The following is a 25,303-nucleotide window of genomic DNA, read 5'->3' as shown; positions in this document are numbered from 1 at the left end:
TTAAAATCCAGTTAACGGATTTGTGCTTCATCTAAATGGCGTGCGCCTTCGAGCAGCATCCGGATCATGATCATGGTTTGCTCGGCAATGATTTTACGTTCATTGGCGGGCATATCAATCACTTTGGCACCCATATTAAACACCAGCTGGGTAATGGCTGAAGAAACAATCTCCGGATGGGACAGTTTGCTGTTATTCAAACGCTCCAGACGAATCAGGTCATCTTTCAGTTCCTGCTGGAAATAGTTCAGCTGACGTTCCACTGCCTGCTTATAAGACGTCGATCCGGTATAGCCTTCACGCAACAGCAGACTTAAATTACCTTCATCAGCATCTAGCTGTTCAATAAAGACTTCAACCGAGGTGCGGATAATGCTGTTCTGTTTGGATGCTTTTAAACGTGCCTGATTCAGAATCTGACGCAGCACATGGCCGGCCCGGTCAATCAGGGCAATGGCCAGCTCATCAATATCTTTAAAGTGACGATAAAAACTATTCGGTGCAATACCGGCTTCGCGCGCGACTTCACGCAGGCTTAAAGAGGCAATACTTTTTTGGGGTCCGATCAGATTCAGTGCAGCCTGAAACAGCTCTTCCTTGGTAATGGTCGCTTTCCTGCCGACCGTACGCACCGTCATGGGTTCACGGATGTTGGGAACATCTTGGGCAAGAACATCATTACTTATTTTCATGGCAGGCTGAGTCATAGGGTCCAGAGCTGAAAGGCTTTTCAGTAGTATAGCCGTTGTGTGTGAACTTGTGAAATGAATAGAAACAATACAAGCGTATATACAAATATATATACATGTGTATAATAATTGAGAATTCATCGCGTGGTGTAGGCTATGCACGTTATCGAAAAGTCGAAATCTCCCCTCAAATCTCTTGCGAGTGCGATTGTTGATCCGTACTCGGCAAACTTCTGGTTACAAAAAATCAATCCGTTGTGGTCTGTGAATCAGGCATTGGGCAAGATTGTGCAAAAGCAGCAGACCGCGCAGGACACGGTCAGCCTGATGGTGCAGTTCAATCAGAAATTCCAGCTTGGACAGGCGGGCCAACATCACCCGGTCTTTGTCACCATTGAAGGAATTCGCTATGAGCGTACCTACAGCCTGACGCAACTGGATACTCAGCATGTGCTGTTAACCGTTAAAAAAGTCGATCAGGGTAAAGTCAGCAGCTGGTTGGTCAATCAGGCCAATGTGGGCGATATTCTGGAATTTGGCCAGCCTTATGGCGATATGTTGTTGCCTGAAGCGACACAGCCACTCATTTTGCTGGCTGCCGGTAGTGGTATTACCCCAATGTATAGCCTGGTCGATGCTTTGGCCAAATCGGGTCAATTAAAGCAGACCCCGGTTAAACTGATGTACTGGGTAAAAACCTTTGCCGATGTTGCTTTTAAAACCCAGTTTGAACAATGGGCGACACAATATCCACACTTTAGCTTTGACGTGTTTTATACCCAGGCAGGGGAAACACCGGCACAGCGTCTGAATGAAAGCCATCTGCAAGCCCTTGAGCAGATTGAACAGAGCGCAGTCTATGCCTGTGGTCCATCGGGTTTTGCTGCACGGGTAGAAGAACTGTTTGCGCATGCACAGCAATTAAAAACTGAAGCCTTTAGCATGAGCCCAATGCTCAATGAAGAAGCTGGTTTTGTGCAGGTGACCTTAACCCAATCGAATAAAACCGTGACCATTCCCAAAGGTCAATCTATTTTGACCAGCCTGGAGCAGCAGAATATTCAACCGAAGCATGGCTGCCGTATGGGAATTTGTAATAAATGTGCCTGCAACAAAGTCGAAGGCTCGACCAAAAATCTGGTGAATGGTGCACAAAACACCGAACCGGGTAATTTGCTCAAGCTTTGCGTGAATTCGGCACAAACAGACTTAGTTATTGACTTATAAGCGGGTACACTCACTATGAATATGCCAGTAAAATTTGAATATTTTAAAAATCCTAAAAACCGCGAATTAACCCAATTAGAACTGGATGAATTGGCGCGTGAATTAGACGCCATCAAGCAGGAAGTGCTGGATGATTTAGGCGAAAAAGATGCCAAATACATCCGCCGTGTATACTCAACCATCCGTTATGCTTCTATTGCGGGTCGTGCCTGCCTGTTTGCTGGCTGGTTCCCGCCAGCCTGGATTTTGGGTACTGGTCTGCTCGGCTTTGCCAAAATCATGGAAAATATGGAACTTGGCCATAACGTCATGCACGGTCAATATGACTGGATGAACGATCCAAAATTCAACGGTCAGACCTATGAGTGGGATATTGTCGGTACATCTGAAAACTGGCGTCAAACCCACAACTACAAGCATCATACCTATACCAATATTAAAGGTATGGATGATGATATCGGCTATGGTCTGGTACGTCTGTTCCCAGAACAACGCTGGAAACCGGGTCATCTGCTACAACCGGTTTACAGTATTCCATTCTGTTTACTGTTCCAGTGGGGTGTGGCGATTCAAAACCTGGAACTCGGTAAAGTGTGGATGGGCCGTAAAACCAAGGCTGAGCTGAAAGAAGAGTGGAAACCTTTACAGAGCAAAATCTCTAAACAGCTGTTTAAAGACTATGTGTTCTTCCCGCTGATTGCTGGTCCTGCTGCGTTACCGGTATTCACTGGCAACCTGGTGGCCAACGGGATTCGTAACATCTGGACCTTCAGTATTATTTTCTGTGGTCACTTCACCAAAGATGTTGAGGTATTCCCAAAATCGGTACTGAAAAATGAAAGCCGTGGTCACTGGTATATGCGCCAGATTCGCGGTTCTTCTAACCTGACCGGTTCAGAAGCGTTCCATATTCTGACTGGCCATTTAAGCCATCAGATTGAACACCATTTATATCCGGATGTGCCGGCACGCCGTTACCGTCAGATGGCACCAAAGGTTCAAGCAGTATGTGAAAAATACGGGCTAAACTATAACAATGCCAGTCTGGTTAAACAGTATGGCAGTGTGATTAAACGTATTGTGAAGTATGCTTTCCCATTCAAGAAATAGTCTTTCTTGGGACTAAGAACCACTTCTTTTGAAGTGGTTTTTTATTGGTAATGTTTGTATGTGTATAAGTGGATTTAATTCCATACCTTAGATTCTCAAGTATAGTTATACTTAATAAAAATTATAGTTTTAATAGGGTGGACTTGAAATTGGTTGTTTTTTGTTAAATTTTGATAAGAAATATTTTTATTTAAACTCTTGTTTTGAGCACTTTTGCCAAATGTTAAGTTAGAGAAACAGTAAATTGATTTTTATATACTCCCATGGGGTTTTTTTAAGTGATATGTATATCGATTTTTTAAAATTTATTGAAGTAAATCGATATGAATTTATATTCATAATAAATTGATTTTAATGCTTTTAATAAATTTTATTGAGAATAAATTATACTCTTATGAATTATTAAGGCATTAATAATAATCATTATTACTATCTAAATTAAATTGACTACCAATTAAAAATAATGAGCATTTTTGCGAGCTTTGTATTTTTGAAATTGTGGTAATTTTCATCAATTGTATGTAGATGGTGAAGAGAGTAACAAAATGTATAGAAATAGAGATGGTAATCGTCGATCTATGCAGGCGGGTTTCACTCTAATTGAATTAATGATCACGGTTGCGATTATTGCGATTCTGGCAGCAATTGTTCTCCCTAATTATAGTAATTATGTTGTAAGAGCACACCGCACAGATGCTCAGGCAGCTATGCTGAATTTGGCTCAGTATATGGAGAGCCAATATAATGCCAGTTTTAGTTATCCTGCTAAAGCGAACATCCCTAGCAGTCTGATGTCACCTTCAAATGTGAGTGATTATTACACCTTTGATTTTGATGATGCTACGACATCAGGGCAAAATTTCACCATTACAGCAACACCCACCTCTAAACAAAAAGATAGTCAATGTGGAACATTAACTTTAAATGAACAGGGGGTAAAAACTCCGAATACAAGTGGTTGCTGGAAATGAAACCCAATAAAGGCTTTACCTTATTTGAGTTGATTGTCACGGTAGCTGTACTGGCTATTTTGGCTATGATTGCAGCACCATCTATGGTGAACTTGATCAAATCAAGTAAAGTAAAAACAACTTCTAGTGCGATTGTTGATTTTATACAGCAAGCACGTAGTGAGGCGATCCGTACTGGCCGTCCAGTAACGGTTTGTGCCAGTTCAAATGGTTCAACGTGTGTGGATGAGGATAAAGATCAATGGAATGTTGGATTGGTGATGCAGATTACCAATCCAGATGCTTCGGTTAATTATTCTGTTTTGAAATTTGATGATCCAAATATTGAGATTACCGGCCCAAATAATACTGATAGTGATGTTGTACTCAATAGTGTTGGAGCAACGACGGGAGTACATCAGGTTACAGTAAAGATGATAGGCCAAGATACCTATTCTGTTTGTATTCCGGTTTCTGGTCGAGCTGAAAAAATCAAAGGAAGTGCATGCCCATGAAAAGTTTTAATGTTCAACAGGGCTTTACTTTATTGGAAGCACTAATTGCTATGTTTCTGACAGCAGGAGCAATCTTGGGCCTTGGGATTTTACATATTAAGTCTGTACAGCAAAGTCAATTAGCGATGCAAAGAACAATTGCTAATATTCAGGCAAATGATTTTATTGATAGTATGTGGGCAAATAGGTGTTCTCTTTCATCAAAGATTGAGACTGATTGGACCGAGCGTTGGGATTTTGAACAAGATGGAATGGCAGAAACTGATCAAATCGCCTTGAATCAGCTTTTACAAGATTGGAAAGGAGAGATTACTCCTGATCCAGCAGCCAATCAACGACAATATACAATCGAAATTTCATGGGTTAATGATAAAGCTGCTGCTGGCACTGCAGTCACCCAACAAAGTTTTACTTATAATTTTACACTTCCAGCATGTGCCACCTAATCATTATTCGGATTTGATCAATGAAAAAAATGTCTTCTCTCAAGCATACTCAGGCCGGTGTGACATTAGTTGAATTAATGATTGGTCTGACAGTTGGGTTAGTTGTGACTGGTGGAGCCATGGCAATTTTGTTTGGCAATCAGAAAATGCTGCTGGAAAAAGGAAGATTGGACCGTACCCAGGAAGAATTCCGTTTCGCCACCACGACCATTACCCGTTTGATCCGTCAAGCAAATTCTTTTTCAGTCCCTGCTTCGAATAATGAGTTGGTAATTAATTTTGACAGTAGTCAAAGAGATTGTTTGGGGGTATCTGGTGTGTCAGTGACCAATAAGCTTAAGTTAGAAAATAATCAGTTGCTTTGTATCCGGAATAATGACCCAGATAAATCCTATGTGTTGGCTAAAAATATAGGTAATTTGAATTTTTCTTACGGTATCCGGAAATCGGGTATTGTGGCCTATACGCCATATTTCAAGAGCGATGCTAGTGTCGATACAGTTGTGGAATATGTATGGAATGATATTACGAGTGTTCAAACAAAAATCGGTATTGTACAGGCTGGTTTAGCCAAGCAACCTGCACTTGAATTTATTGCAACATCTCATCAGAAAAGTAGTATAGCCAATTTATCTAGTGGTGGTGAGTCTCAATTAACTGAAGAAGAATTAAAGGAATTACTTAAAGAACAAGAAGAAGCTGATAAAAGAGCTGAGGAAGAATTAGAGAAATTGGAGGAAAATGGCAATAATGGCAATAATGGCAATAATGGCAATAATGGCAATAATGGCAATAATGGCAATAATGGCAATAATGGCAATAATGGCAATAATGGCAATAATGGCAATAATGGCAATAGATAGAATGAGATTTATAAGTATTAAATATATTTATGAGAATCAAGTAATTAAAGATTCATGTGATAATTTATCTGAGAACTCTCACATGCTTAATATAGATATCTTTAAATATGAACCCCTAATGAAGAGTTGATTATGAAGAAACAGCAAGGTTTCGTATTGGTCTTTACCGTAGTTTTGCTTCTCGTTGCAGCGATCTTGGGTTTGTATGCTATGCGAAGTACCATTATGCAGGATAAAATGACCGCAAATATTTATAATAAAACCATCACGACAAATACTGTTGAACAGGGAGCTACTGTTTTTTTAAGCTGGTTTGAAAATCACTTGAAAGTTCATGGTTGGCCCACAGATGAATCAGTGCAGAGTGCATGGAAAAATGCAATACCTTATATTAACACGGGTAAATTGGAAGCTAATTTTGGGGACAATGGATATTATTGGATTGATCCTGATTATGAAAATCCATGTGATGCAAATCCTTGCTGGGATAATATTAATAAAACTGTTACTGTGTTCATAACAGGGAATCTCGTTAAAGATAAAGGTGACAGTTCAGCAATTTTGGGAGAAAGCATTTATAAAATCGAGTTGGCAACTCTGGAAGGTGGTAAGCCTTTTTCATTGCCAGAGTTACCAGCAGCATTAACATATGCAGGAACTTTAAATGGGTTTAAAGCTCCAAGCTCAGGTGCTTCAATTAATGGTGGTGATAAAATAGCAGTTGCTACAGGAAATTATGATGCACAAGATAAAATAACTACAAATATAAAAGAGCAAAACGAAGATAATTATTCAGGCAAAGATTGTTCAACGCCATGTGTATCAGTTGCAGATTTAAAAGATTGGGGTAATGCTGAAAAGGTAAAGAACCTTGCTGATCAATTAGCATCTTTAAAAGAAGCAACGGTCTATAGAGAAGATTATGCGGGGAAATTACCATGTTCAGGCATAATCATTGCGTATAAAAACTTAACTATTAGTGGTAACGCTTTCAATAAATGTAATAAAAAATTCCAAGGTATCATTTTAGCCTTAGGTGAGAAATTTGATGTAAATGGTTCTGGAGGAATGAATATTGATGGGGCTATTTTTGCTGGTAATATTCAAAATGTAGGAAATACTGAAACGCCTAAATTTCAATTTGGAACACAATCTTCTATTATTAACGGCGGTGGTAATTTTATTATTCAGTATAATAGTAAATATTTTGGAAATAATTCAAATACCGAATTCACGGATACCGAACCAACGAGTGCTAAAATTCTTTCATGGAAAGATGTAATATAGTAAGTTAAATGGGAATTATCGTAAGCCTCAATATTATTAAAATTTTTTGAGGCTTTAATTTGTGCGTACTAGAGACTGTAAATTAAATTGTGTAATTGCCTGAATTTTCTACAATCAATAATTTTAGGTAATACCTGATCAGTACCTACCATATATGAATAAGTGGCCAAACTCAGCATCTCCGCATCCTCCTCACTATTCCCATACGCATAAATCGTTTCATAATCTGCAAGATTAACCGCTTCTAAAATCCGCAACTTTTTTTGCAAACAGCTACAGTCAGGAGTCAAATATTTTCCGGTCAATTTTCCATTTTTAATTTCAACTTTAGAGCAAATTAATTCAACACTTAAAGCCTGAGCAATCATTTCCAGATATAGATCAATCGTTGCAGAAACCAGGATCACCTTATGTCCGAGTTGCTGATGTTGATTTAATTGTTTGAGTAAAGAAGGTTCAAGGCCTTTTAATATTTTATCAGCATATTGTTGAGCCAAAGGCTGAATTGTCTTGAGATCAGAACCTTTAAACATGGCAGAGTAAAGCTTGGGGCGCATTTTATGCGCCGGATAGAGCTTTAAATAATAAGCTATAATCCAGGGGAGGGTGGTCAGTCCACGCTTGAGAATATGCCGTTTGCCCAGACTGTAGAAAATAAAGCCGGTAAAACTGTCATGCTCATACAGGGTTCCATCAAAATCGAATAAGGCTAGATTTTTATATTTTTGGCTTTTTGCATGCATGTGGTATATCGCCCGTTGACCCGAGTAGCAAACCAGTTGGTATTATAATCACGGCTGAGTTTTGGCCCGGAAATTACCACCTCTGGCATTATCGCATAAAATGGTTCTTTGCTAGTTTGTTCCTGATACAGTTTTAATAAGGCGCGATACGAAGCGGTATCTTCAAAATCCTGCTCTTTTTCTTTTTTCAGATCGGAGCGGATTTGACGTGGGGTGAGCACAATATTATGTTTGGCAAAAACGCTAATCAGCTCGCGTTCAGATTGACTCTTGGCACTGCGAATACCGCCATCTTTGCTATAGAGCAGTAAATCACCATCTAGAGATAATTCGGCTTCGGTTAAATCATTGAGCATGCTCTGAAAAGCGGCATTACGGCTGGAATACATACCCGAGTTATAATCGGCAAAGCGATATAGCGGTTTATCATAGTCGGCCGGATACATCATCAGACGGTGAATACCATAATACAGGCCACCATATTGGCTGTATAAATCGGTACGTAATTCTGCAATATTGCCGCCTTGGCGTTTATGTTCCTTGGCATAACTGATATGCACCTGCATCGAACCTAAGGTGGTAATCGGATTCAGCTTTTCTCCGATATTTTGACCAAACAGCTTGGCGGCGCCGGTCAGGGCCGACACATGATAATGCTTGGCCATATAGTCAAAAATTTCACGATAAAGTTCATCCAGTTCCCGTTCGGTTTTGACCCGGCGCATCTGGCTTAAATAGTTATCTTCCGGGCTTGGATGGTTTTTCAGTACATCCTGAAAATAGCCGGCAATGGTGCCTCCAATGGCTTCACCGAGTTTATCTTTAAACTTCTCGTCTAAACGTTCTTGGACTTCTTTAACTGCTTTTTCACCTAAACCATAAACCTGTGGATCGGCAACAAAGTTGGATTCCTGATCGACCACGGCGACAATGGTACACATATTTTCCTTGGTCTGCGGAATACCCAATTGTTCACTAATATCGTAAATATCTTTGGCCCATGAATCACGATCTTTCACGCGGGAAGGAATCAGTCGCTTGATCTGATCTGCATCTAGACTTGGCTCATCGCCTTTATTCCACCAGGCGCTGTCGCCACAGGCAGCTAAACTTAAAGATAACGCAATCAGGCTTAAAGGTTTGATTACAGATGACAGGAAGGTGTGTTTCATAAACAGGAAAACTCGGTCCAGACGGGTCAGCCTACAGGGCAGATGAAGTATACAGAAATTCGGCTATACAGGTGTGAATATATATGTATACGGCCTACGTTGCACTGTCAATTTTTATCTGCAAACAGTCAGAGAATTGAGTAGCTCAAAAAAGTGAATAAGTGTGGAATTAGATACTGAATTCTATTTCAAAATAAAGCGCTGATTTTAATTTGATGATCTTCTGTTATTTTAAGAAAATATTTAAATAAATAAGGGAGATGCTGTATAAAATCATCTGAATTATTTTTTAATGATTGCAAAATTTTCTAATCAAAATAAAGGGAATTATTTTAGCGTAGAACCGTGGTTATTTTAAATAAACCTTGTGTTTAGCAAATATAGAGCGTATAAAGCTAACTCTCCTTTGCGGGGTGGAGCAGTCTGGTAGCTCGTCGGGCTCATAACCCGAAGGTCGTTGGTTCAAATCCGGCCCCCGCATCCAACTTTTAATGCTTATAGTGATTGAATATTTGTCCATAATTGTGAGAATTGGGACAGTGAAAAGTTTAAAATAATCAAATTTGATTGTGTTTTTATCCGATTTTTGAAAGATGAAATTTTAATAAAATTGAACAGCTTTCTTAAATGATCACCTAAGCTCATATAATGAGTCAGTTATGTTGAATAATGTAGAAAATTGGCAGTTGGCCACTGCAGTCAATGGTCAGGAAATTTTTGTAAAAGTAATGCCGCTGAAAAAGAAGCAGCGCTCGAGCCAGGGTTTTATCTGGGTGGAAGTCGGTAAAATGATTGAGCTTCAGTCCGGACAGCAGGTAGAATTTAACCTGGATGGTAAAAGTTTTTATATTGCTTTAAATCAGTTATATAAATTGAATTAATTTATTTTTATTGCATTCAGAACAGAAATCTGTATAGTGGTAGTTAACTAGAAGAATTACTATTGTTTCAGCAAATCTTTTCCCTCCGTCGTTTTTTAATATCCTTCGTAGTATCAGATTTTTAGTTTCAAAGTCATTTTCCAGTTAATTATTGGTTTATCTATGACCAATTTAAAAGTTTTTTAATACAGGATTATCTTATGTCAAATACAGTTACTGGTACTGTGAAATGGTTTAATGAAACTAAAGGTTTTGGTTTTATTCAGGCAGATTCAGGTCAGGACGTTTTTGCTCATTACAGCGAAATTACCAACCAGGGCTTCAAAACTTTACATGAAGGCCAGCGCGTTGAATTTACCATCGTAGCGGGTAAAAAAGGCGACCAGGCCAGCGGTATTACTGCAATCTAATTGCCGGTTTCGCTGCAAAAAGCTCATCTTCTGATGGGCTTTTGTTTTTTAGCATCTGCTAAAAACAGATGTGCTGTGGTCGGTACAGATGCATAGAAATTTTGGTCAGAAGGCTTTAAACTAGCCCGGTTTTTAGCGCCGTATCCAGTTTTCTCCCAGGTCAGGATAAGCTGCGCATTTTCTGTTTCCCGAGGTTCCTACATTGAGTTCACATCCTGTCATTCAAGAACTGTTTGATCGTCCTATTGAGCGAAAGCTGTGGGTGGCACCAATGGCAGGCGTCACGGATCGGCCGTTTAGAACGCTGTGCAAATATTTTGGCGCAGGCCATGCAGTCAGTGAAATGATGACCTCGGACAAGACTTTGCGCATGAGCAAAAAAAGTCTGTATCGGGCCAATTTTGATGGCGAAATCGCCCCAATTTCTGCACAAATTGCCGGCTCCGATCCGGCTGATCTGGCTGAAGCTGCGCGTTATCAGGTGGCCAATGGTGCACAGATTGTCGATATTAATATGGGCTGTCCTGCCAAAAAAGTATGTAATAAGCTGGCCGGTTCGGCGTTGCTGCAAGATGAAGATCTGGTTGCCCGGATTTTAGATGCAGTTGTAGAAGCAGTCGATGTGCCGGTAACCTTAAAAACCCGACTCGGTTTTTTAAACGGTCAGGAAAATATTCTGCGTGTGGCCAAGCGTGCAGAGCAGGCCGGTATTGCCGCGCTGGCCCTGCATGGCCGTACCCGTGAAGATATGTACCTGAACACGGCGCGTTATGAGTTAATCAAGCAGGTTAAGGCCGAGCTGAATATTCCCCTCATTGCCAATGGCGACATCGACAGTCCGGAAAAAGCCAAAATGGTGCTGGATTATACTGGTGCAGATGCAATTATGATTGGCCGTGCGGCACAAGGCCGTCCCTGGATTTTCCGTGAAATTGCCCATTACCTGACGACCGGTGAGCATTTGGCCGCACCGAGTATTGAAGAAGTCAAACAGGTATTGCTTGGGCATTTATCTGAACTTTATAGCTTTTATGGAGAATATTCAGGCTGCCGTATTTCACGTAAACATATTGCCTGGTACACCAAAGGACTGCGTTCTAGCAATGAATTCCGCCAGAATATGTACCGTGTGGAAAGCACGGCCGAGCAGTATCAGGTGGTGGAAAACTATTTTAATCAACTGTTAGAACATGGCAACATCATGAGTGATGTGCAGGTTGAGCAGGTGAATCTGTTAGAAACCAAATGATTAAATATCTATCATAATTATGGCGCTTCAGAGCGCCATTTTTTATCCCCGACTTTATCAAATGGAGCGTAAACCTCTGTCTTTCAGGTCAGAGATATAAGCGACACGACATGAAATGTCATTTAATTGCTAAAAAACAATATATTAAGCCTGATAGGAGCTAATATAAGCCCATGAAAACACTTAAATTACGTATAAAAGACAGTCACACAAAGGTGCTAGACCAATTGGCATCTGAAGTTAATTTTGTCTGGAACTATGTCAATGATTTGTGTTTCAAACATCTACAGCGCAAATAACAATTCTTTTCAGCATATGATATTGCTAAATATACGAAAGGCGCATCAAAGGAATGTAATCTTCATAGCCAAACCATTCAGGCTGTAACAGAAGAATTGGTCACTCGCAGAAAACAGTTCAAAAAATCAAAATTGAGATGACGTGTCAGTAATAAGAAATCAGCAAGAAGATCACTAGGTTGGATACCCTTTAAAAAGGTCGCTATTAAATACGCCGATGGATACGTTCAGTATGGCAAGCATCAATTCAAGCTATGGGATAGTTACGGACTATCGAAATACAGCATTCAAACAGGTTCATTTGTAGAGGATAGTCGTGGACGTTGGTATGTCTGCTTAGTGGTTGATTCACCCAAACAAGACAAACCTACCGCCACAAAAGCCGTGGGCATTGATCTAGGCTTAAAAGATATTGCTACTTGTTCAGATGGTACGATCATTTCCAATCCCAAGTTCTACCATCAATATGAACAGAAATTAGGGGTTGCTCAGAGAGCGAGAAATAAAAAGCGTGTCCGTGCATTACACGCCAAGATTGCAAACTGTCGTAAAGACCATTTGCACAAGGCTAGCACCCAGCTGGTGAAAGACAATGCACTGATTGTCGTTGGTGATCTAAGTGCGAACAAACTTGTAAAAACTAAAATGGCGAAATCTGTTTTAGATACAGGATTTTCAGCACTCAAAACCATGCTCAAGTATAAATGCGAGAACGCAGGGGTCATGTTTGAGGAAGTCAACGAGAGATTCACAACCCAAACCTGTTCGAGCTGCGGTGCAATCACCGCAAGCAGTCCGAGAGGTAGAGCAGATTTGCGAATAAGAGTATGGGAATGTGAATGCGGAAGTGTAAATCAACGCGATTTAAACTCCGCCAAGAACATACTTGCGCTTGGGCATAAGCGTCTAGCAGTAGGAATCACCCTCCTTTCAGGTGGGTGAGGATGTCAACCGTTTACAATCTCTACAGGCCTGAACACAGGGCAACATACGCTCACTGAACACGGACAGGACTTGGACATTGCAGGGCTTGGCTTGCTCTATGCTAGGTAAGTCTTCACTTGGCAAGATGATATTCCAGTCTTGTTCATAACAATGATCCAGGGAGTTTCAACATGACCAATACTAATCGTCCTGTGACTGAATTTAGCCATAAGACCTCAACAGAATTACCACAAGAACGAAGCCAGGGTTTAAATGTCGACCCGACCGATGTCAATGCACGTCCAGATTTGGACACCAATCGTGTCCCGGATATGAATGAAGCAGGCGATCATCCTGTTGGCACCAGTGTCGGTGTATTAGGGGGCGCGGCAACCGGTGCGGCCGTGGGTGCTGCAGCTGGACCGGTCGGTGCCGTAGTGGGCGGTATTGCCGGTGGTGTGGTCGGTGGATTGGCCGGTAATGAAATTGCCGATGCGATTGATCCGACTGCAGAAGATGTGTACTGGCGTGATCAGTACCAGAACCGTCCATATTATAATGAAACCCGCAGTGTCTATGCCGATGTCGACTATGATCGTGATTATCGCGGCGCCTATCGTCTGGGCTATGAAAACCGGCCTTTATATGAACAAAATGTCGATTTTGACCGGGCCGAGCCAGAACTGCGCACCAAATGGGAACAGATGAAAGGCGATTCCCGTCTGAACTGGGAAGAAGCAAAATTTGCAGCCAAAGATGCCTGGCAACGTGTCACCCGTTAAAGCATTCAAGACACTATCAGGCCAATAAAAAACATCTCCGCGGAGATGTTTTTTATTGTTCTCGCTTAGTGACTGGTCATTTCCAGCACCAGTTGATTAATTAAATCACCGGCTTCCATGTCACGAATCAGGCCCACGTTGGCACCGGCCCAGAATGCGCCAAATCCCTGTTCGCCTTGCTGGCTGGCTGCGGCATGTAACTGCTTGCCAATATCATAAGTATACGGATAGGTCGGTACCGGCGGACGGTTTGGCGTATCCACCAGACGGTGCCACTGATTGACCAGACCACGTGCCGGACGGCCGGAAATTGAATCGGTAATTTGGGTACAGCTCTGGCTAAATAAAGCCTTGCGATACGCCTCATTGGCATTGGAAGATTTACATTGCACAAAGGCGGTCCCGAGCTGTACCGCGACTGCGCCAAGGTTCATGACACGTTGTGCATGTTGACCATTCATAATTCCACCAGCCGCAACCACCGGAATCTGACAGTGCTGGGTCAGTAAAGTCACTAAATCTACCGTGCGGATACCGCCATCAATAGCGGCATTAAACAGGCCACGATGACCGCCAGCCTCTACGCCTTGGGCAATAATAATATCAATACCCGCCGCTTCAATGGCTTGTGCTTCGGCCAGATTGGTGGCAGAGACCATGGTGATAATCCCGGCCTGTTTTAGCGCCTGAATCTGATGCGCGTGCGGAATACCAAAATGAAAACTCACCGCCTGAGGACGGGTTTCCAGCACCAGATTCAGATAATCATCATTGCTTAAAAAACTAGGATACAGATTTTTGAGCTGGATCGGCAGCGCTACGCCATAATGGACAAAATGCGGACTTAAATAATCCAGCCAGACCTGAGCAGCAGCTTCATCCAGCGGCTCGGGTTGATGACAGAAGAAATTGACCTGAAAAGGGCAGTCGGTCAGGTCCTGGATTTTTAAAATCTGTTCTCGGGCAGACGCCACTGAACTGGCCCCTAAACCCAGTGAACCCAAGCCGCCCTGGTTGGAAACTTCGGCAGCCAGTTCAGGTGTCGAAACACCGGCCATCGGCGCTAAAAAAATAGGATGTTTAATGCCGAGCTGTTCCAATATAGACATGCGATTTCTCCTTATTCTTCCTACACTTTGCCCAAGCTGAACAAAATTAGCAAATCATAATCATTATTTATTTTTTAAATAATCTGCCGGTTTTTACACAGTAGTTACATTCGTTGCGACAAGCTGGGTCGTGCTAACGCATCGGCTTGCTAGGCGCAACATTTTCGCTTTTTTATAATCAGCTTATCTCCTGATTTCTGCTGAAACGCATGTCTGAACGTATCCGTGAAAAACTGCAAATTTTAGCCGATGCTGCCAAATATGATGTGTCCTGCTCATCGAGTGGCAGTCGGTGCAAAAATAAAGACCAAGGGCTGGGCAATACCGGTAATGGCATCTGTCACAGCTATACCGAAGATGGGCGCTGTGTTTCGCTGCTTAAAATCCTGTTCTCCAATGTTTGCATTTATGACTGTGCCTATTGCGTGTCGCGGCGTTCCAATGATGTGAAACGCGCAGCCTTTACCGTACAGGAAGTGGTCGATCTGACCATAAATTTTTACCGGCGCAATTATATTGAAGGGCTGTTTTTAAGTTCCGGTATTTTTAAATCGGCCGATTACACCATGGAACGAGTGCTACAGGTGGTGAAAAAGCTGCGGCTGGAAGAAAACTTTAATGGATATATTCATTTAAAAACCATCCCGGGCGCATCTCAGGAAATTATTACCGAAGCCGGTTTATATGTTGACCGGATGAGTATTAATCTGGAAATGCCGACCGAAGCCGGACTACAGCAGTTTGCCCCGGAAAAAAGTCATGCCGAAGTGCAGAAGGATTTGGGTATTGTCCGCGATCGCCTGATTCAACTGAAAGATGAATCGAAAATCATCAAATCGGTACCGAAGTTTGTTCCGGCCGGACAAACCACGCAGATGGTGGTGGGTGCACATAATGAAACCGACCAAGACATTATTATAATGGCCGATCGGCACTACAAAGAATTCAAGCTAAAACGGGTTTATTTTTCTGGTTATATTCCAATTAATACACAGGAAAAGGCCTTGCCCGCTGTCGGTTCAGCGCCGCCGTTGCTGCGTGAAAACCGGCTCTATCAAAGTGACTGGTTAATGCGTTTTTATGGTTTTGCTGCGCATGAACTGGTGGATGATCAACATCCCAATTTAGACCTGGATGTCGACCCGAAATTGGGCTGGGCACTGCGTCATCCAGAGGCTTTTCCGGTAGATATCAACCGTGCCGACTACCAGTTGATTTTACGGGTGCCGGGTATAGGCGTGCGTTCGGCGCAGAAAATTGTGCAGGCGCGCCGGTTTGGGCACATTCATATAGATCAGCTAAAACGCATGGGCGTGGCCTATAACCGTGCCCAGCATTTTATTCGCTGTGCCGACAGCCCGAAATTTAAAAAAGAGCCGCCAGCGCAGCAGATTCGCCAGCAGATTTTACAGTCGGGGCAATCCAAATATCAGCAGCAGCTCTCGCCACAACTGGGCTTTGCTTTTTAATGGCCACCTACTGCTTTGATGGCACGCTCACCGGCTTGCTTTGCTGTGTGTTTCGGGCATTTCGCTTTCAAGAGTTTGATGTACACATTACCGCCAATCCGCAGTCCCAGCATGGCCTGTTTGATGAGTTTATTGTCGTGTCTTCACAGGATGAGCAGGGACAGCGGGTCTGGCAGGACTTGAAACAGAAAATCCAGCCCGGCAGCTTGCGTCAGTTTTATCTGTGCTTTTTGTCGGAGCAGGAACAGGCCTTTCAGCATCTGTTTGATTTTTGCATTTATGTTTTTCAACACGGCCATGCGGTGGATGGTAATTATGGCCATCCGGCGGTGTTGGGCATGGCACAGTGGGCCAAGCAGGTGGGCCGGGAAAAACATCGCATGGAAGCTTTTGTACGCTTTAAAAAATGTCAGGATGGTCTGTTCTTAAGTCTGGTGCGGCCAGATTTTAATGTATTACCGCTGATCGAGCGGCATTTTAAGGCGCGTTACCAAGATCAGCGCTGGCTGATTTATGACGAACAGCGTGATTACGGCATTTATTATGATCTGGATGATGTGCATCAGGTTCAGATGAATGCCCGGCAGCTGGATCTCCAGCTGGACAGTGGCCACAGTCAGGCCTTTAGTATCGAGCTGGATGCTGAAGAATTTTTATATGACCAGCTGTGGAAAGATTATTTTCACAGCGTCAATATTCAGGCACGGCAGAACATGAAGCTGCATATTCAGTATGTACCGAAACGTTACTGGCGCTATATGAATGAAAAGTCGCTCTAACTTTCATCCCGGCCGGTTTCATCAGTATAATGCCCGGGTTGTATCGTGGAAAAGGTAAAAGCATGAAGGGGTATGTAGGGGCTGTTTTGCTCACAATAACAGGTTTGACAGCATGTGGACCACATGAGGCAGAGCAGGTACAGGTCCAGCCTGAACAGTACCAGGTGGCCAGTGCAGAGCAGCTACAGCAGCGCTTTAGTGCCTTAAACCGTCAACTGGAAGCCGATTTTCAGCAGTTTAAGCAGCTGGAAAGTATTGCCTTTGCCCAGCAGTTTCCTTTAGATGCCGATAATCTGATGACCTTGAACCAGCATCTGGTCAGCAGTACCGCCTTAAAGCCGACCAAAGCCGGCTATTGCGATATGATGAATGGCTATTTTGCCGAGATGTATCGTCTCGGACATTATAATCTGGAACTGCTTGATCAGATCCAGCTGCCCCAGGCTCAACAGGAAAATTTAAAGCAGAATTTTGCCAATGCCGACAATTTTTATGATTTTATTTTAAACCGCTATACCAGCTATCGTCAGGTGCAGCAAACCATGAATTATGGCTGTAACCTGAAAGCGGCTTTACAGTAAACACAGCCCTAAGGTAAAAAAACCGCCCGATTTGCTGGGCGGTTTTTTTATAAAGGTGTGACATGGAACAACGAGCCAATCCAGTGTGCGAATAGCATGGCCACCACGCCCCAGACCGTGACCCGCAAGCTGCCTCTGAGCATGGAGGTGCCGGCAAAATAGCTGGACAGGGCACCGAGTAAGGCCAGCGATAAGACACCTACAATCACAATGCTTCGGTCCAGATATTCCACCGGACTAAAGACAATGGTCAGTAAAGGCAACAGCGCCCCTAAAGAAAATGCAATCGCCGAGGATGCCGCCGCCTGTACCGCATTGGCGGCAGTATTTTCATGAATGCCGATTTCATCGCGGGCGTGGGCGGCTAGGGCATCTTTGGCGGTCAGCTGTACCGCCACTTCATGCGCTAGCTCAGGCGTCAGGCCGCGCAAGGTATAAATATGGGTCAGCTCTTTCAGTTCCAGATCGGGGTTTTTACGCAGTTCTCTGGATTCCATGTGCAGATCAGCCTGCTCGATATCTTCCTGGGATTTGACCGAAATATATTCGCCGGCAGCCATGGAACTGGCGCCTGAAATCAGGCCGGCAATACAAGTAATCAGCAGAGTCTGGCTGGAAGCACCACTGGCCGCCATCCCGATCACCAGACTGGTCACCGAGATAATCCCGTCATTGGCCCCCAACACCGCAGCACGTAACCAGCCCGTTCTTAAAATATAATGTTTTTCATGATGATGTGAATAACTCATAGCCCGCCTGAATTTTTATTGTATGCGGCTATCTTAACCCAGAGATGAAAAAAGCCCCAACTTTTGGGGCTTTTTTAACAGCGAGTCAGGAATTAACAGCCGGTCAGCTTTTCCGGTTGTGGGCGTTCTTCCGGGAAGAAGAATGGACGCAATTTGACCCCAATGCCATTGCCAATAAAGGCAAATACCAGCCACAGCCAGCCATGTAAACTGCCAGAAGCAATACCACTGAAATAGGCACCAATATTACAGCCGTAGGCCAGACGTGCGCCATAACCTAACAGCAAACCGCCAACGATTGCCGCCATCAGGGAGCGTTTTGGAATATTAAAGTTCGGTGCGAATTTACCGGCCAGACTGGCTGCCAGCAGGGCGCCGAGCATAATCCCGAAGTTCATCATCGAGGTAATATCAAACCATAACGACTCTGTCAGCGCTTTGGCATTGGCCGGTTGCTGCCAGTAGCTCCAGGAGGCTACATCAACACCCACAAAACTGGCCGATTTGGCGGCCCAGACGGCCAGCGCAGAGGTTACGCCCCAAGGACGTCCAGCCAACACAAGAGTAGCGAAGTTCAGCAGGGTCAGGATGATACCGCCCCACACCAACGGCCACGGGCCACGTAAGAAGCGTTTCCAGCCCTGATACTGTGCAGCCGGTTCAACCTCCAGACTGCCATGACGTTTCTTTTCATACCATACGGTAACCAAGGCAATCAGGGCAAACAGCACAAAGTTCAGCAATAACGCCGGCATCACACCTAAGCTGGTGACCAGTGAAATAGGTGCCAGATGCGGCAGGTTAAACCACCAGTCTAAATGCGTGGTGGCAATCAGTGAGCCTAAGCAGAAGAATACCAGTGTTACCAGCATGCGTGCGCTACCACCACCCACGGTATACAGCGTACCAGAAGCACAGCCGCCGCCGAGCTGCATGCCAATACCAAAAATAAAGGCACCAATCATCACCGACATTGACACTGGGCTAACAAAACCATTGACCGGATTGCCAAACAGTTCACCTGCACCTAAGGCTGGGAAAAACAGCAGTACTGCCAGACCAAGCATGATCATTTGTGCACGCAGACCGCGACCACGACCTTGCTTGATAAACACCCGCCAGCTTGAGGTAAAACCAAAAGAAGCATGGTACAGGGTCATCCCCAGTGCACCACCAATCAGGAATAATAGTGCCTGGTTAATGCCCACCACCTGATAGGCGCCAATACAGCCAATAAACAATAACACCAGCGCGACCCAGATCGAGCGATTCGACCGGTCGGCTTTTGCAGCAATAATAGACATAGACAATAACAGGGAGAGAAATCAGAATCCTGAGTATTTTAGTGGAAATTTAAACTTTTAACCTGATAGAAACAGTCATTTAAGCTATTTTTAATTTTAAATTTCTAATTTAAAATATTAGTAAAATGAATAATAAAAAAAGCTCCCGGAAGGGAGCTTTTAGCGAGGAAGTGAATTTTATTGCTGGGCTTCTTCACGCACGTTCGCAGCACCTTGTTCAACAGCACCGGCTGCGGTTGCAGTTGCATCTTTGGTGGCTTCCTTGGTTTCATCCCAAGCCTGACTGGTTGCCGCAGCGGCATTATCCGCGGCCTGATCTAACTCTGCAGCAGCTTCATCCGTTGCAGCATCCATTTCAGCTGAAGCTTCTTCAGCAGCACCGGAAATATCATGACCTGCCTGTTCAGCAGCATTTTCCAGATGCTCGCCAGTGGTTGCACCTGTTTCAGGCGCCTGATCACGGTTACAGCCCACTAAAGCAACGGTAGCAGCAAGACCTAAAGCAACAAGTAATTTATTCATTGTCATATTCCTTTTAATTCTATTCTCAAGGCAAATATCCACAACAGCAGTGAATATTCAAAAATATAAACCAGTTCTGATCTGGCAATAGATAACAAATTGTTGATTAAATGTAAGAAAATGAAATACAAAAAAAGCCTATAGGGTAGTGCACGCTATAGGCTTGTGGCGTTCTAGAGTTAATTCAGCAGAATTATTGCCCCGAACGGATGATGTAATCAAAGGCAGACAACGATGCTTTCGCGCCTTCACCTGTGGCAATAATAATCTGCTTATATGGGACTGTAGTACAGTCACCCGCCGCAAATACACCTTTGACGTTGGTTTCGTTGCGGTCATTAATCACAATTTCACCACGGTTGCTCAGCTCAACTGCTGTTTCTTTCAAGAAATCGGTATTTGGTAACAAACCGATCTGTACAAAGATCCCCGCCAGTTCAACCGTATGCTCTTCATCCGTTGCACGGTCTTTGTATTTCAGCGCTGTCACTTGTGAACCATCACCCACGACTTCTGTTGAAAGTGCATTTTTGATGACAGTGGTGTTTGGCAAGCTGTTTAGCTTGTCTTGCAATACCTGATCCGCACGTAACTTGGTATCAAACTCTACTAAGGTCACATGCTCAACAATACCCGCCAAGTCAATCGCCGCTTCTACACCCGAGTTACCCCCACCAATGACTGCAACACGTTTGCCTTTGAATAAAGGACCATCACAGTGTGGGCAATACGCCACACCACGGGTACGGTATTCTGCTTCACCTGGGACATTCATCTCTCTCCAGCGTGCACCGGTTGAAAGCACCACAGTTTTCGATTCCAGTTTAGCACCGTTTTCTAAGGTCACTTCAACTAAACCGTTGGCTGTTTCATCTGCACCTTTAATGTCAGATACACGTTGTAGGTTCATGATGTCGACACCGTATTCACGTACGTGTGCTTCCATTTCAGCGGCAAATTTTGGACCTTGGGTTTTCTTGATTGAAGTGAAGTTTTCAATGTCCATGGTGTCCATCACCTGACCGCCAAAACGTTCTGCCACGATACCGGTGTTAATGCCTTTACGTGCTGCATAAATCGCTGCAGTGTTTCCAGCAGGTCCACCACCAATCACCAGTACATCAAAGGCCGCTTTGGCATTCAGCTTTTCCGCTTCTTTGGCTGCAGAGTTGGTATCTAATTTGGCGATGATTTCTTCCAGTGTCATACGACCCTGACCGATGTGGTTACCATCCTGGAATACCATAGGTACCGCCATGATTTTGCGTTCTTCCACTTCATCCTGGAAGAATGCACCATCAATCATGGTGGCAGTAGTGCCGGGGTTATAAATCGCAATCAGGTTCAATGCCTGCACCACGTCTGGACAGTTGTGACAGCTTAACGATACGAACACATCAAAGTCCGATTGGATGCCCAAGTCTTTAATAGAAGCTAATACTTCATCAGACACTTTTGGTGCATAGCCTGAGGTTTGTAACAATGCCAGAATCAAAGAGGTGAACTCATGGCCCATTGGCAAACCTGCGAAGAATACACGCGGTTGCTCACCGGCTTTGGCGACACCAAAGCTTGGTGCACGTTTGTTGTTACCATCGAAGCGTGCAGTCACCTGATCAGACAGGGCGGCAATTTCAGTTACCAGTTCTTTGATTTTGTCTGATTTGTCAGAGCTATCTAAAGTGGCCACTAATTCGATTGGACCTTCAAGGCGTTCTAACAAGGCTTTTAATTGGGCTGTAGTATTTTGATCTAACATTGCTAACGTCTCCAGAGGAGTAAAATATATTTGATAAAGACATGATAGGAGAAAATATTTAATTGGTGAAACGGTTTGTTTTTATCAAAACAATCGGTTTTTTAAATCAAATAATAAAAATCATGTATTTATGCGGAAGTTGCACATAAAAATGTATGGCTTTATCTTCTAAGATGTGGCTTGTCACTGGAATTTTCAAGAATTGACAATAAGAAAATCAAAGATTTGCTATTTGTGACTAAAACTAGGCATTATCCTGAGCAATGGCATTTAAAATTACAAAGGTGAGTATCAAGATGAGTTTAAGCCGAGGCATTTATCAGCATTATAAAGGGCAGTTGTATCAGGTGTTGCATGTGGCCACGCACAGTGAAACCGAGGAAAAGCTGGTGGTCTACCAGTGTTTATATGGTGATTATTCCATTTGGGTTCGACCACTGAGCATGTTTACCGAATCGATCAGTCTGGAAGATGATCGTGAATTACCGCGTTTTAAACTGGTTCAGGAAATGATGTGAGAGGTGAAATTGCTGCACCTCAATTCAAGGTCGCAACGAGATCTTGTTAAAGTGTAAATCGTACTCCAGATATTTTTGCACAAAAGCAGCTTTATCATGACTGCGTAGCAGATTGTTATAGATAAATTCTGGCACAGGATGATAAAGCTCTGCCAACCCATTGTTATAAAATATTTTTAAGTAGCGTGTTGAGGTATTGTATTTGCAGAAGGTTACAGTCAGGACAGTTTCCATTAGCCATTCCTCCTTTATTGTGTTTGGAATCGTTATAGTTTGACCATATGCCAAATGCAGAGCCGGATGTATTACTGATTTGTAAGAATTTTCAACTTTATCCGCGAAAGTCGAGTGTTGTGTGCCAACACTCCCGGTCAAAGCGCAGCGTATGGGGACAATCTGCACCACGGTTGCAGCAACACTAAACATTCACTGCAAAAAACTACACTCAGAAAAATCAGAATCTTCTAAGCTGAGCGGCATCTCTGTAATAAAAACAATCGACTGAGCCATTCTCATGCAACTTTTTCAGTGCAGTTATTGTCAGCATCCGATTTATTTCGACAATACCCAGTGTACCGTGTGCCAGCATCATTTAGGTTTTGATGCGCAATATATGCATATGCTGGCGTTGCAACCGGGTCAGCGGGCAGGGGAATTTGTTGAAGCGGTCACGCAAAAGGCTTACCGTTTTTGCCAGAATCATCAGCATCAGGTCTGTAACTGGATTATTCCGTTTGACAGTCCGGAGCAGTTTTGTCCGGCCTGCCGTTTAAACCGGATTATCCCGGATTTAAACCAGCCGCAATATTACTGCCGCTGGCAAAAAATCGAGTTGGCCAAGCATCGTCTGGTTTATGCCTTGCTGCGCTGGAATTTGCCTTTACTGAGCAAGCTGGAAAGTCCTGAACGTGGGCTGGTGTTCGACTTTAAGGCCAATCCGAATGATGATCGTGCTCCCAAAGTCATGACCGGCCATGCCAGCGGGGTGATTACTTTAAATATTGCCGAAGCCGATGATGTCGAGCGGATGATGGCCAAGCAGAATATGGCCGAAGTGTACCGGACTTTGCTGGGGCATTTCCGGCATGAAATTGGCCATTATTATTGGGATGTTCTGGTGGCGAACAGTGATTATCTGGCACGCTTTCGGCAACTTTTTGGGGATGAGCGCGCCTGTTATCAGCAGGCGGTGAAGGACTATTATCAGCACGGTGCGCCGAGCAACTGGATGGATGCCTATATTAGTGCCTATGCCACCATGCATCCGTGGGAAGACTGGGCGGAAAGCTGGGCGCATTATTTACATATTGTTGATGTGCTGGAAACGGCAACTTCTTTTGGCATGAGTATTCATCCGCAAATTGTGCATGAAGAGCAGCATTTTATGTACTTCAAGCAACGTGAAAATCCGTATTTTTTGACCGACTTTAACGAGATTTTTCAGGCCTGGTTGCCAGTGGCTTTTGCCATGAATAGTGTGAATCGGAGTATGGGGCAGGAAGATTTTTATCCCTTTGTGATTAGTCCGAAGGTGATGGAAAAATTACAACTGATTCATCAGGTGATCCATGGTTTGCCGCCAGTTTCGGACAATCCAATTCCTGTAGATGGTTAATGCTTGATCCATCATCAAACCCTCATCTATCATAAAATCATCCCACCTTATAAACGGCGGCATTGTCCTGTTTTATCGCCCTGTACCGTGTTACGTCCACCCACCGGTGGTGTCGCGTTATTTTCACATTCCAGATTGCCATCGACCTGATTACGGCTAATACTCAGCGTACCCCGATTGTTTTTGAGCTGGATATTGCCATTTACACGGTTATTGTGCAGCTGGGTCAGCTTGCCGCGTTCCAGTTGAATATTGCCTTCAATGCGGTTATTGGTCGCCACCAGCTGTGCAAAACGGCCTTTGGATTCCAGATTGCCATCAATATGGCTGTTTCGGAGAATGGCTTTGGCACTATCGGCCAGCATGACATTGCCATCGACCTGCACATTAATTAAGGTGCATTGCTTGCCAACGAAAATATTGTCGGAAATCGAACGATCTTTTAAGCTGCCGCTACACTGCACATCAGCCCAGGCCGGCAGGGACAGGGTGGTGAATAAGGCTGCAATTAATAGGGTTTTCATCGGTCTATCCATAGCGCATTTTTCAGTAGCTTAATCAACGCAGATGAAAATAAAAAGAATCTACAGCAGCTAAAATTGAGTAAAAATGTAAGCGCATCAATAAAAAAACCACGCGATCAAGCGTGGTTTTTTTCAATCAGTTTAATCTAATACAGATTAGATTTTACCAACTAGGTCGATTGAAGGAGCAAGTGTTGCGTCGCCTTCTTTCCATTTTGCTGGGCAAACTTCACCTGGGTGAGCGTGAACGTATTGAGCAGCTTTTACTTTGCGAAGAAGTTCTTGCGCGTCACGGCCGATACCACCCGCGTTGATTTCGATGATCTGGATTTTGCCTTCTGGATCGATGACGAAAGTACCACGATCAGCAAGACCGTCAGCTTCAATTAATACTTCGAAGTTTTTAGACAGTGTCCAAGTTGGGTCGCCAACCATTACGTATTGGATTTTTTTGATTTCTTCTGAAGAATCGTGCCAAGCTTTGTGCGTGAAGTGAGTGTCAGTAGAAACTGCATAGATTTCAACGCCTAATTTTTGGAATTCAGCGTAGTTGTCAGCAAGGTCACCAAGCTCAGTTGGGCAAACGAAAGTGAAGTCAGCTGGGTAGAAGAATACAACTGACCATTTGCCTTTAAGATCAGCTTCAGTTACTTCAACGAATTGACCGTTGTGGTAGGCATTTGCTTTAAATGGTTTAACTTCAGTATTAATTAAGCTCATCATTGTCTCCATGATTGAGGTTTGTTTTGAATTTCAATTAGATTATAGAAATTTGCTTTATTGCTGAAATGGTATTTTTACATTACCACCATCGGAAAAACCGAATT

27 protein-coding genes, 1 tRNA gene and 1 pseudogene are annotated in these 25,303 nt (G+C 43.5%); 18 read left to right on the top strand and 11 right to left on the bottom strand.

The genetic code is table 11. The features are described from left to right. Positions 1 to 11: 11 nt before the first annotated feature. Positions 12 to 638: an HTH-type transcriptional repressor FabR gene (fabR, locus tag ACPEPR_RS06235; protein WP_228151050.1), complete on the bottom strand. Its 627-nt coding sequence runs from the start codon at positions 636 to 638 to the stop codon at positions 12 to 14. Between the two features lie 207 nt (positions 639 to 845). Here fabR and ACPEPR_RS06230 point away from each other — a divergent pair, with 207 nt between their 5' ends. The 7 genes from ACPEPR_RS06230 (at position 846) to ACPEPR_RS06200 (ending at position 7,087) form a co-directional block, all read left to right on the top strand. Then, on the top strand, positions 846 to 1,916 hold the full coding sequence (locus ACPEPR_RS06230; RefSeq protein WP_156189208.1) for a ferredoxin reductase: 1,071 nt from the start codon (positions 846 to 848) through the stop codon (positions 1,914 to 1,916). A gap of 15 nt (positions 1,917 to 1,931) precedes the next feature. Then, positions 1,932 to 3,026 (top strand): fatty acid desaturase family protein, encoded by a 1,095-nt coding sequence (locus ACPEPR_RS06225; protein ID WP_180048587.1) that lies wholly within the window; start codon positions 1,932 to 1,934, stop codon positions 3,024 to 3,026. A 545-nt stretch (positions 3,027 to 3,571) separates the two neighbouring features. Next, positions 3,572 to 3,997, top strand: coding sequence for a type IV pilin protein (locus tag ACPEPR_RS06220; RefSeq protein ID WP_423562117.1), 426 nt, complete (start codon positions 3,572 to 3,574; stop codon positions 3,995 to 3,997). Then, positions 3,994 to 4,491: a GspH/FimT family pseudopilin gene (locus ACPEPR_RS06215; protein ID WP_423562115.1), complete on the top strand. Its 498-nt coding sequence runs from the start codon at positions 3,994 to 3,996 to the stop codon at positions 4,489 to 4,491. Before ACPEPR_RS06220 ends, ACPEPR_RS06215 begins: the two co-directional genes overlap by 4 nt. After that, a complete protein-coding gene (locus ACPEPR_RS06210) occupies positions 4,488 to 4,937 on the top strand; it encodes a type IV pilus modification PilV family protein (RefSeq protein ID WP_423562113.1) in 450 nt (149 codons plus the stop codon). Before ACPEPR_RS06215 ends, ACPEPR_RS06210 begins: the two co-directional genes overlap by 4 nt. Positions 4,938 to 4,957: 20 nt before the next feature. Continuing rightward, on the top strand, positions 4,958 to 5,800 hold the full coding sequence (locus ACPEPR_RS06205) for a PilW family protein (protein ID WP_423562111.1): 843 nt from the start codon (positions 4,958 to 4,960) through the stop codon (positions 5,798 to 5,800). 132 nt (positions 5,801 to 5,932) lie between these two features. After that, positions 5,933 to 7,087, top strand: coding sequence for a hypothetical protein (locus tag ACPEPR_RS06200; protein ID WP_423562109.1), 1,155 nt, complete (start codon positions 5,933 to 5,935; stop codon positions 7,085 to 7,087). A gap of 68 nt (positions 7,088 to 7,155) precedes the next feature. Here ACPEPR_RS06200 and ACPEPR_RS06195 read toward each other — a convergent pair whose 3' ends face one another. After that, the gene (locus ACPEPR_RS06195) at positions 7,156 to 7,830 is read right to left on the bottom strand and encodes an HAD family hydrolase (RefSeq protein WP_423562107.1); all 675 of its coding nucleotides are present in this window, start codon (positions 7,828 to 7,830) and stop codon (positions 7,156 to 7,158) included. Continuing rightward, entirely contained in the window at positions 7,797 to 9,002 is a 1,206-nt protein-coding gene (locus ACPEPR_RS06190) for a DUF1615 domain-containing protein (RefSeq protein ID WP_423562105.1), read from the bottom strand. The genes ACPEPR_RS06195 and ACPEPR_RS06190 overlap by 34 nt, the downstream gene beginning before the upstream one ends. A gap of 407 nt (positions 9,003 to 9,409) precedes the next feature. Between ACPEPR_RS06190 and ACPEPR_RS06185 the strand changes: the two genes are divergently transcribed. From ACPEPR_RS06185 to ACPEPR_RS06160, 6 genes and pseudogenes are all read left to right on the top strand, one after another. Further along, a tRNA-Met gene (locus tag ACPEPR_RS06185) sits at positions 9,410 to 9,486 on the top strand. A 175-nt stretch (positions 9,487 to 9,661) separates the two neighbouring features. Next, positions 9,662 to 9,883, top strand: coding sequence for a hypothetical protein (locus ACPEPR_RS06180; RefSeq protein WP_005178882.1), 222 nt, complete (start codon positions 9,662 to 9,664; stop codon positions 9,881 to 9,883). A gap of 200 nt (positions 9,884 to 10,083) precedes the next feature. Continuing rightward, complete coding sequence (locus ACPEPR_RS06175) at positions 10,084 to 10,293, top strand: cold-shock protein (RefSeq protein ID WP_005178879.1); 210 nt, start codon at positions 10,084 to 10,086, stop codon at positions 10,291 to 10,293. Positions 10,294 to 10,522: 229 nt separating this feature from the next. After that, complete coding sequence (gene dusB / locus ACPEPR_RS06170; RefSeq protein WP_257219151.1) at positions 10,523 to 11,542, top strand: tRNA dihydrouridine synthase DusB; 1,020 nt, start codon at positions 10,523 to 10,525, stop codon at positions 11,540 to 11,542. Positions 11,543 to 11,715: 173 nt separating this feature from the next. Continuing rightward, positions 11,716 to 12,783: pseudogene (locus ACPEPR_RS06165) on the top strand (RNA-guided endonuclease InsQ/TnpB family protein). Positions 12,784 to 12,956: 173 nt separating this feature from the next. Beyond that, entirely contained in the window at positions 12,957 to 13,547 is a 591-nt protein-coding gene (locus ACPEPR_RS06160; RefSeq protein WP_005178874.1) for a hypothetical protein, read from the top strand. Between the two features lie 65 nt (positions 13,548 to 13,612). Here ACPEPR_RS06160 and ACPEPR_RS06155 read toward each other — a convergent pair whose 3' ends face one another. Further along, positions 13,613 to 14,656, bottom strand: a complete 1,044-nt coding sequence (locus ACPEPR_RS06155) for an NAD(P)H-dependent flavin oxidoreductase (protein ID WP_423562102.1) — start codon at positions 14,654 to 14,656, stop codon at positions 13,613 to 13,615. A 209-nt stretch (positions 14,657 to 14,865) separates the two neighbouring features. On the opposite strand from ACPEPR_RS06155, the gene ACPEPR_RS06150 reads away from it, so the two are divergent. The 3 genes from ACPEPR_RS06150 (at position 14,866) to ACPEPR_RS06140 (ending at position 17,485) form a co-directional block, all read left to right on the top strand. After that, complete coding sequence (locus ACPEPR_RS06150) at positions 14,866 to 16,125, top strand: putative DNA modification/repair radical SAM protein (RefSeq protein WP_423562100.1); 1,260 nt, start codon at positions 14,866 to 14,868, stop codon at positions 16,123 to 16,125. Continuing rightward, positions 16,125 to 16,904: a TIGR03915 family putative DNA repair protein gene (locus ACPEPR_RS06145; RefSeq protein ID WP_423562098.1), complete on the top strand. Its 780-nt coding sequence runs from the start codon at positions 16,125 to 16,127 to the stop codon at positions 16,902 to 16,904. The genes ACPEPR_RS06150 and ACPEPR_RS06145 overlap by 1 nt, the downstream gene beginning before the upstream one ends. A 62-nt stretch (positions 16,905 to 16,966) precedes the next feature. Further along, positions 16,967 to 17,485 (top strand): hypothetical protein, encoded by a 519-nt coding sequence (locus ACPEPR_RS06140; RefSeq protein WP_005178855.1) that lies wholly within the window; start codon positions 16,967 to 16,969, stop codon positions 17,483 to 17,485. A gap of 47 nt (positions 17,486 to 17,532) precedes the next feature. Here ACPEPR_RS06140 and ACPEPR_RS06135 read toward each other — a convergent pair whose 3' ends face one another. From ACPEPR_RS06135 to ahpF, 4 genes are all read right to left on the bottom strand, one after another. Then, positions 17,533 to 18,234 (bottom strand): VIT1/CCC1 transporter family protein, encoded by a 702-nt coding sequence (locus ACPEPR_RS06135; RefSeq protein ID WP_005178853.1) that lies wholly within the window; start codon positions 18,232 to 18,234, stop codon positions 17,533 to 17,535. 92 nt (positions 18,235 to 18,326) lie between these two features. Next, positions 18,327 to 19,538, bottom strand: a complete 1,212-nt coding sequence (locus ACPEPR_RS06130) for a YeeE/YedE family protein (RefSeq protein ID WP_104498578.1) — start codon at positions 19,536 to 19,538, stop codon at positions 18,327 to 18,329. A gap of 177 nt (positions 19,539 to 19,715) precedes the next feature. Beyond that, positions 19,716 to 20,060, bottom strand: coding sequence for a hypothetical protein (locus tag ACPEPR_RS06125; protein WP_005178845.1), 345 nt, complete (start codon positions 20,058 to 20,060; stop codon positions 19,716 to 19,718). 193 nt (positions 20,061 to 20,253) lie between these two features. Beyond that, positions 20,254 to 21,819, bottom strand: a complete 1,566-nt coding sequence (gene ahpF, locus ACPEPR_RS06120) for an alkyl hydroperoxide reductase subunit F (RefSeq protein ID WP_005179083.1) — start codon at positions 21,817 to 21,819, stop codon at positions 20,254 to 20,256. Between the two features lie 296 nt (positions 21,820 to 22,115). Between ahpF and ACPEPR_RS06115 the strand changes: the two genes are divergently transcribed. After that, positions 22,116 to 22,337 (top strand): DUF1653 domain-containing protein, encoded by a 222-nt coding sequence (locus ACPEPR_RS06115; protein ID WP_005178842.1) that lies wholly within the window; start codon positions 22,116 to 22,118, stop codon positions 22,335 to 22,337. A gap of 24 nt (positions 22,338 to 22,361) precedes the next feature. Here ACPEPR_RS06115 and ACPEPR_RS06110 read toward each other — a convergent pair whose 3' ends face one another. After that, on the bottom strand, positions 22,362 to 22,571 hold the full coding sequence (locus tag ACPEPR_RS06110; RefSeq protein WP_160241797.1) for a KTSC domain-containing protein: 210 nt from the start codon (positions 22,569 to 22,571) through the stop codon (positions 22,362 to 22,364). A 280-nt stretch (positions 22,572 to 22,851) separates the two neighbouring features. Here ACPEPR_RS06110 and ACPEPR_RS06105 point away from each other — a divergent pair, with 280 nt between their 5' ends. After that, positions 22,852 to 23,952 (top strand): zinc-binding metallopeptidase family protein, encoded by a 1,101-nt coding sequence (locus ACPEPR_RS06105; protein ID WP_005178839.1) that lies wholly within the window; start codon positions 22,852 to 22,854, stop codon positions 23,950 to 23,952. A 47-nt stretch (positions 23,953 to 23,999) separates the two neighbouring features. Here ACPEPR_RS06105 and ACPEPR_RS06100 read toward each other — a convergent pair whose 3' ends face one another. Together ACPEPR_RS06100 and ahpC are read right to left on the bottom strand one after the other, a co-directional pair. Then, the gene (locus ACPEPR_RS06100; protein WP_168405512.1) at positions 24,000 to 24,476 is read right to left on the bottom strand and encodes a hypothetical protein; all 477 of its coding nucleotides are present in this window, start codon (positions 24,474 to 24,476) and stop codon (positions 24,000 to 24,002) included. 156 nt (positions 24,477 to 24,632) lie between these two features. Continuing rightward, positions 24,633 to 25,196 carry an alkyl hydroperoxide reductase subunit C gene (gene ahpC, locus ACPEPR_RS06095; RefSeq protein ID WP_005178834.1) on the bottom strand — a complete coding sequence of 188 codons (564 nt, stop codon included), beginning with the start codon at positions 25,194 to 25,196 and terminating at the stop codon, positions 24,633 to 24,635. Positions 25,197 to 25,303: the final 107 nt, after the last annotated feature.

Source organism: Acinetobacter sp. AND/436 (assembly GCF_049546925.1).
Classification (GTDB): Bacteria; Pseudomonadota; Gammaproteobacteria; order Pseudomonadales; family Moraxellaceae; genus Acinetobacter; species Acinetobacter indicus.
This window is presented reverse-complemented; position numbering and strand designations above follow the sequence as displayed.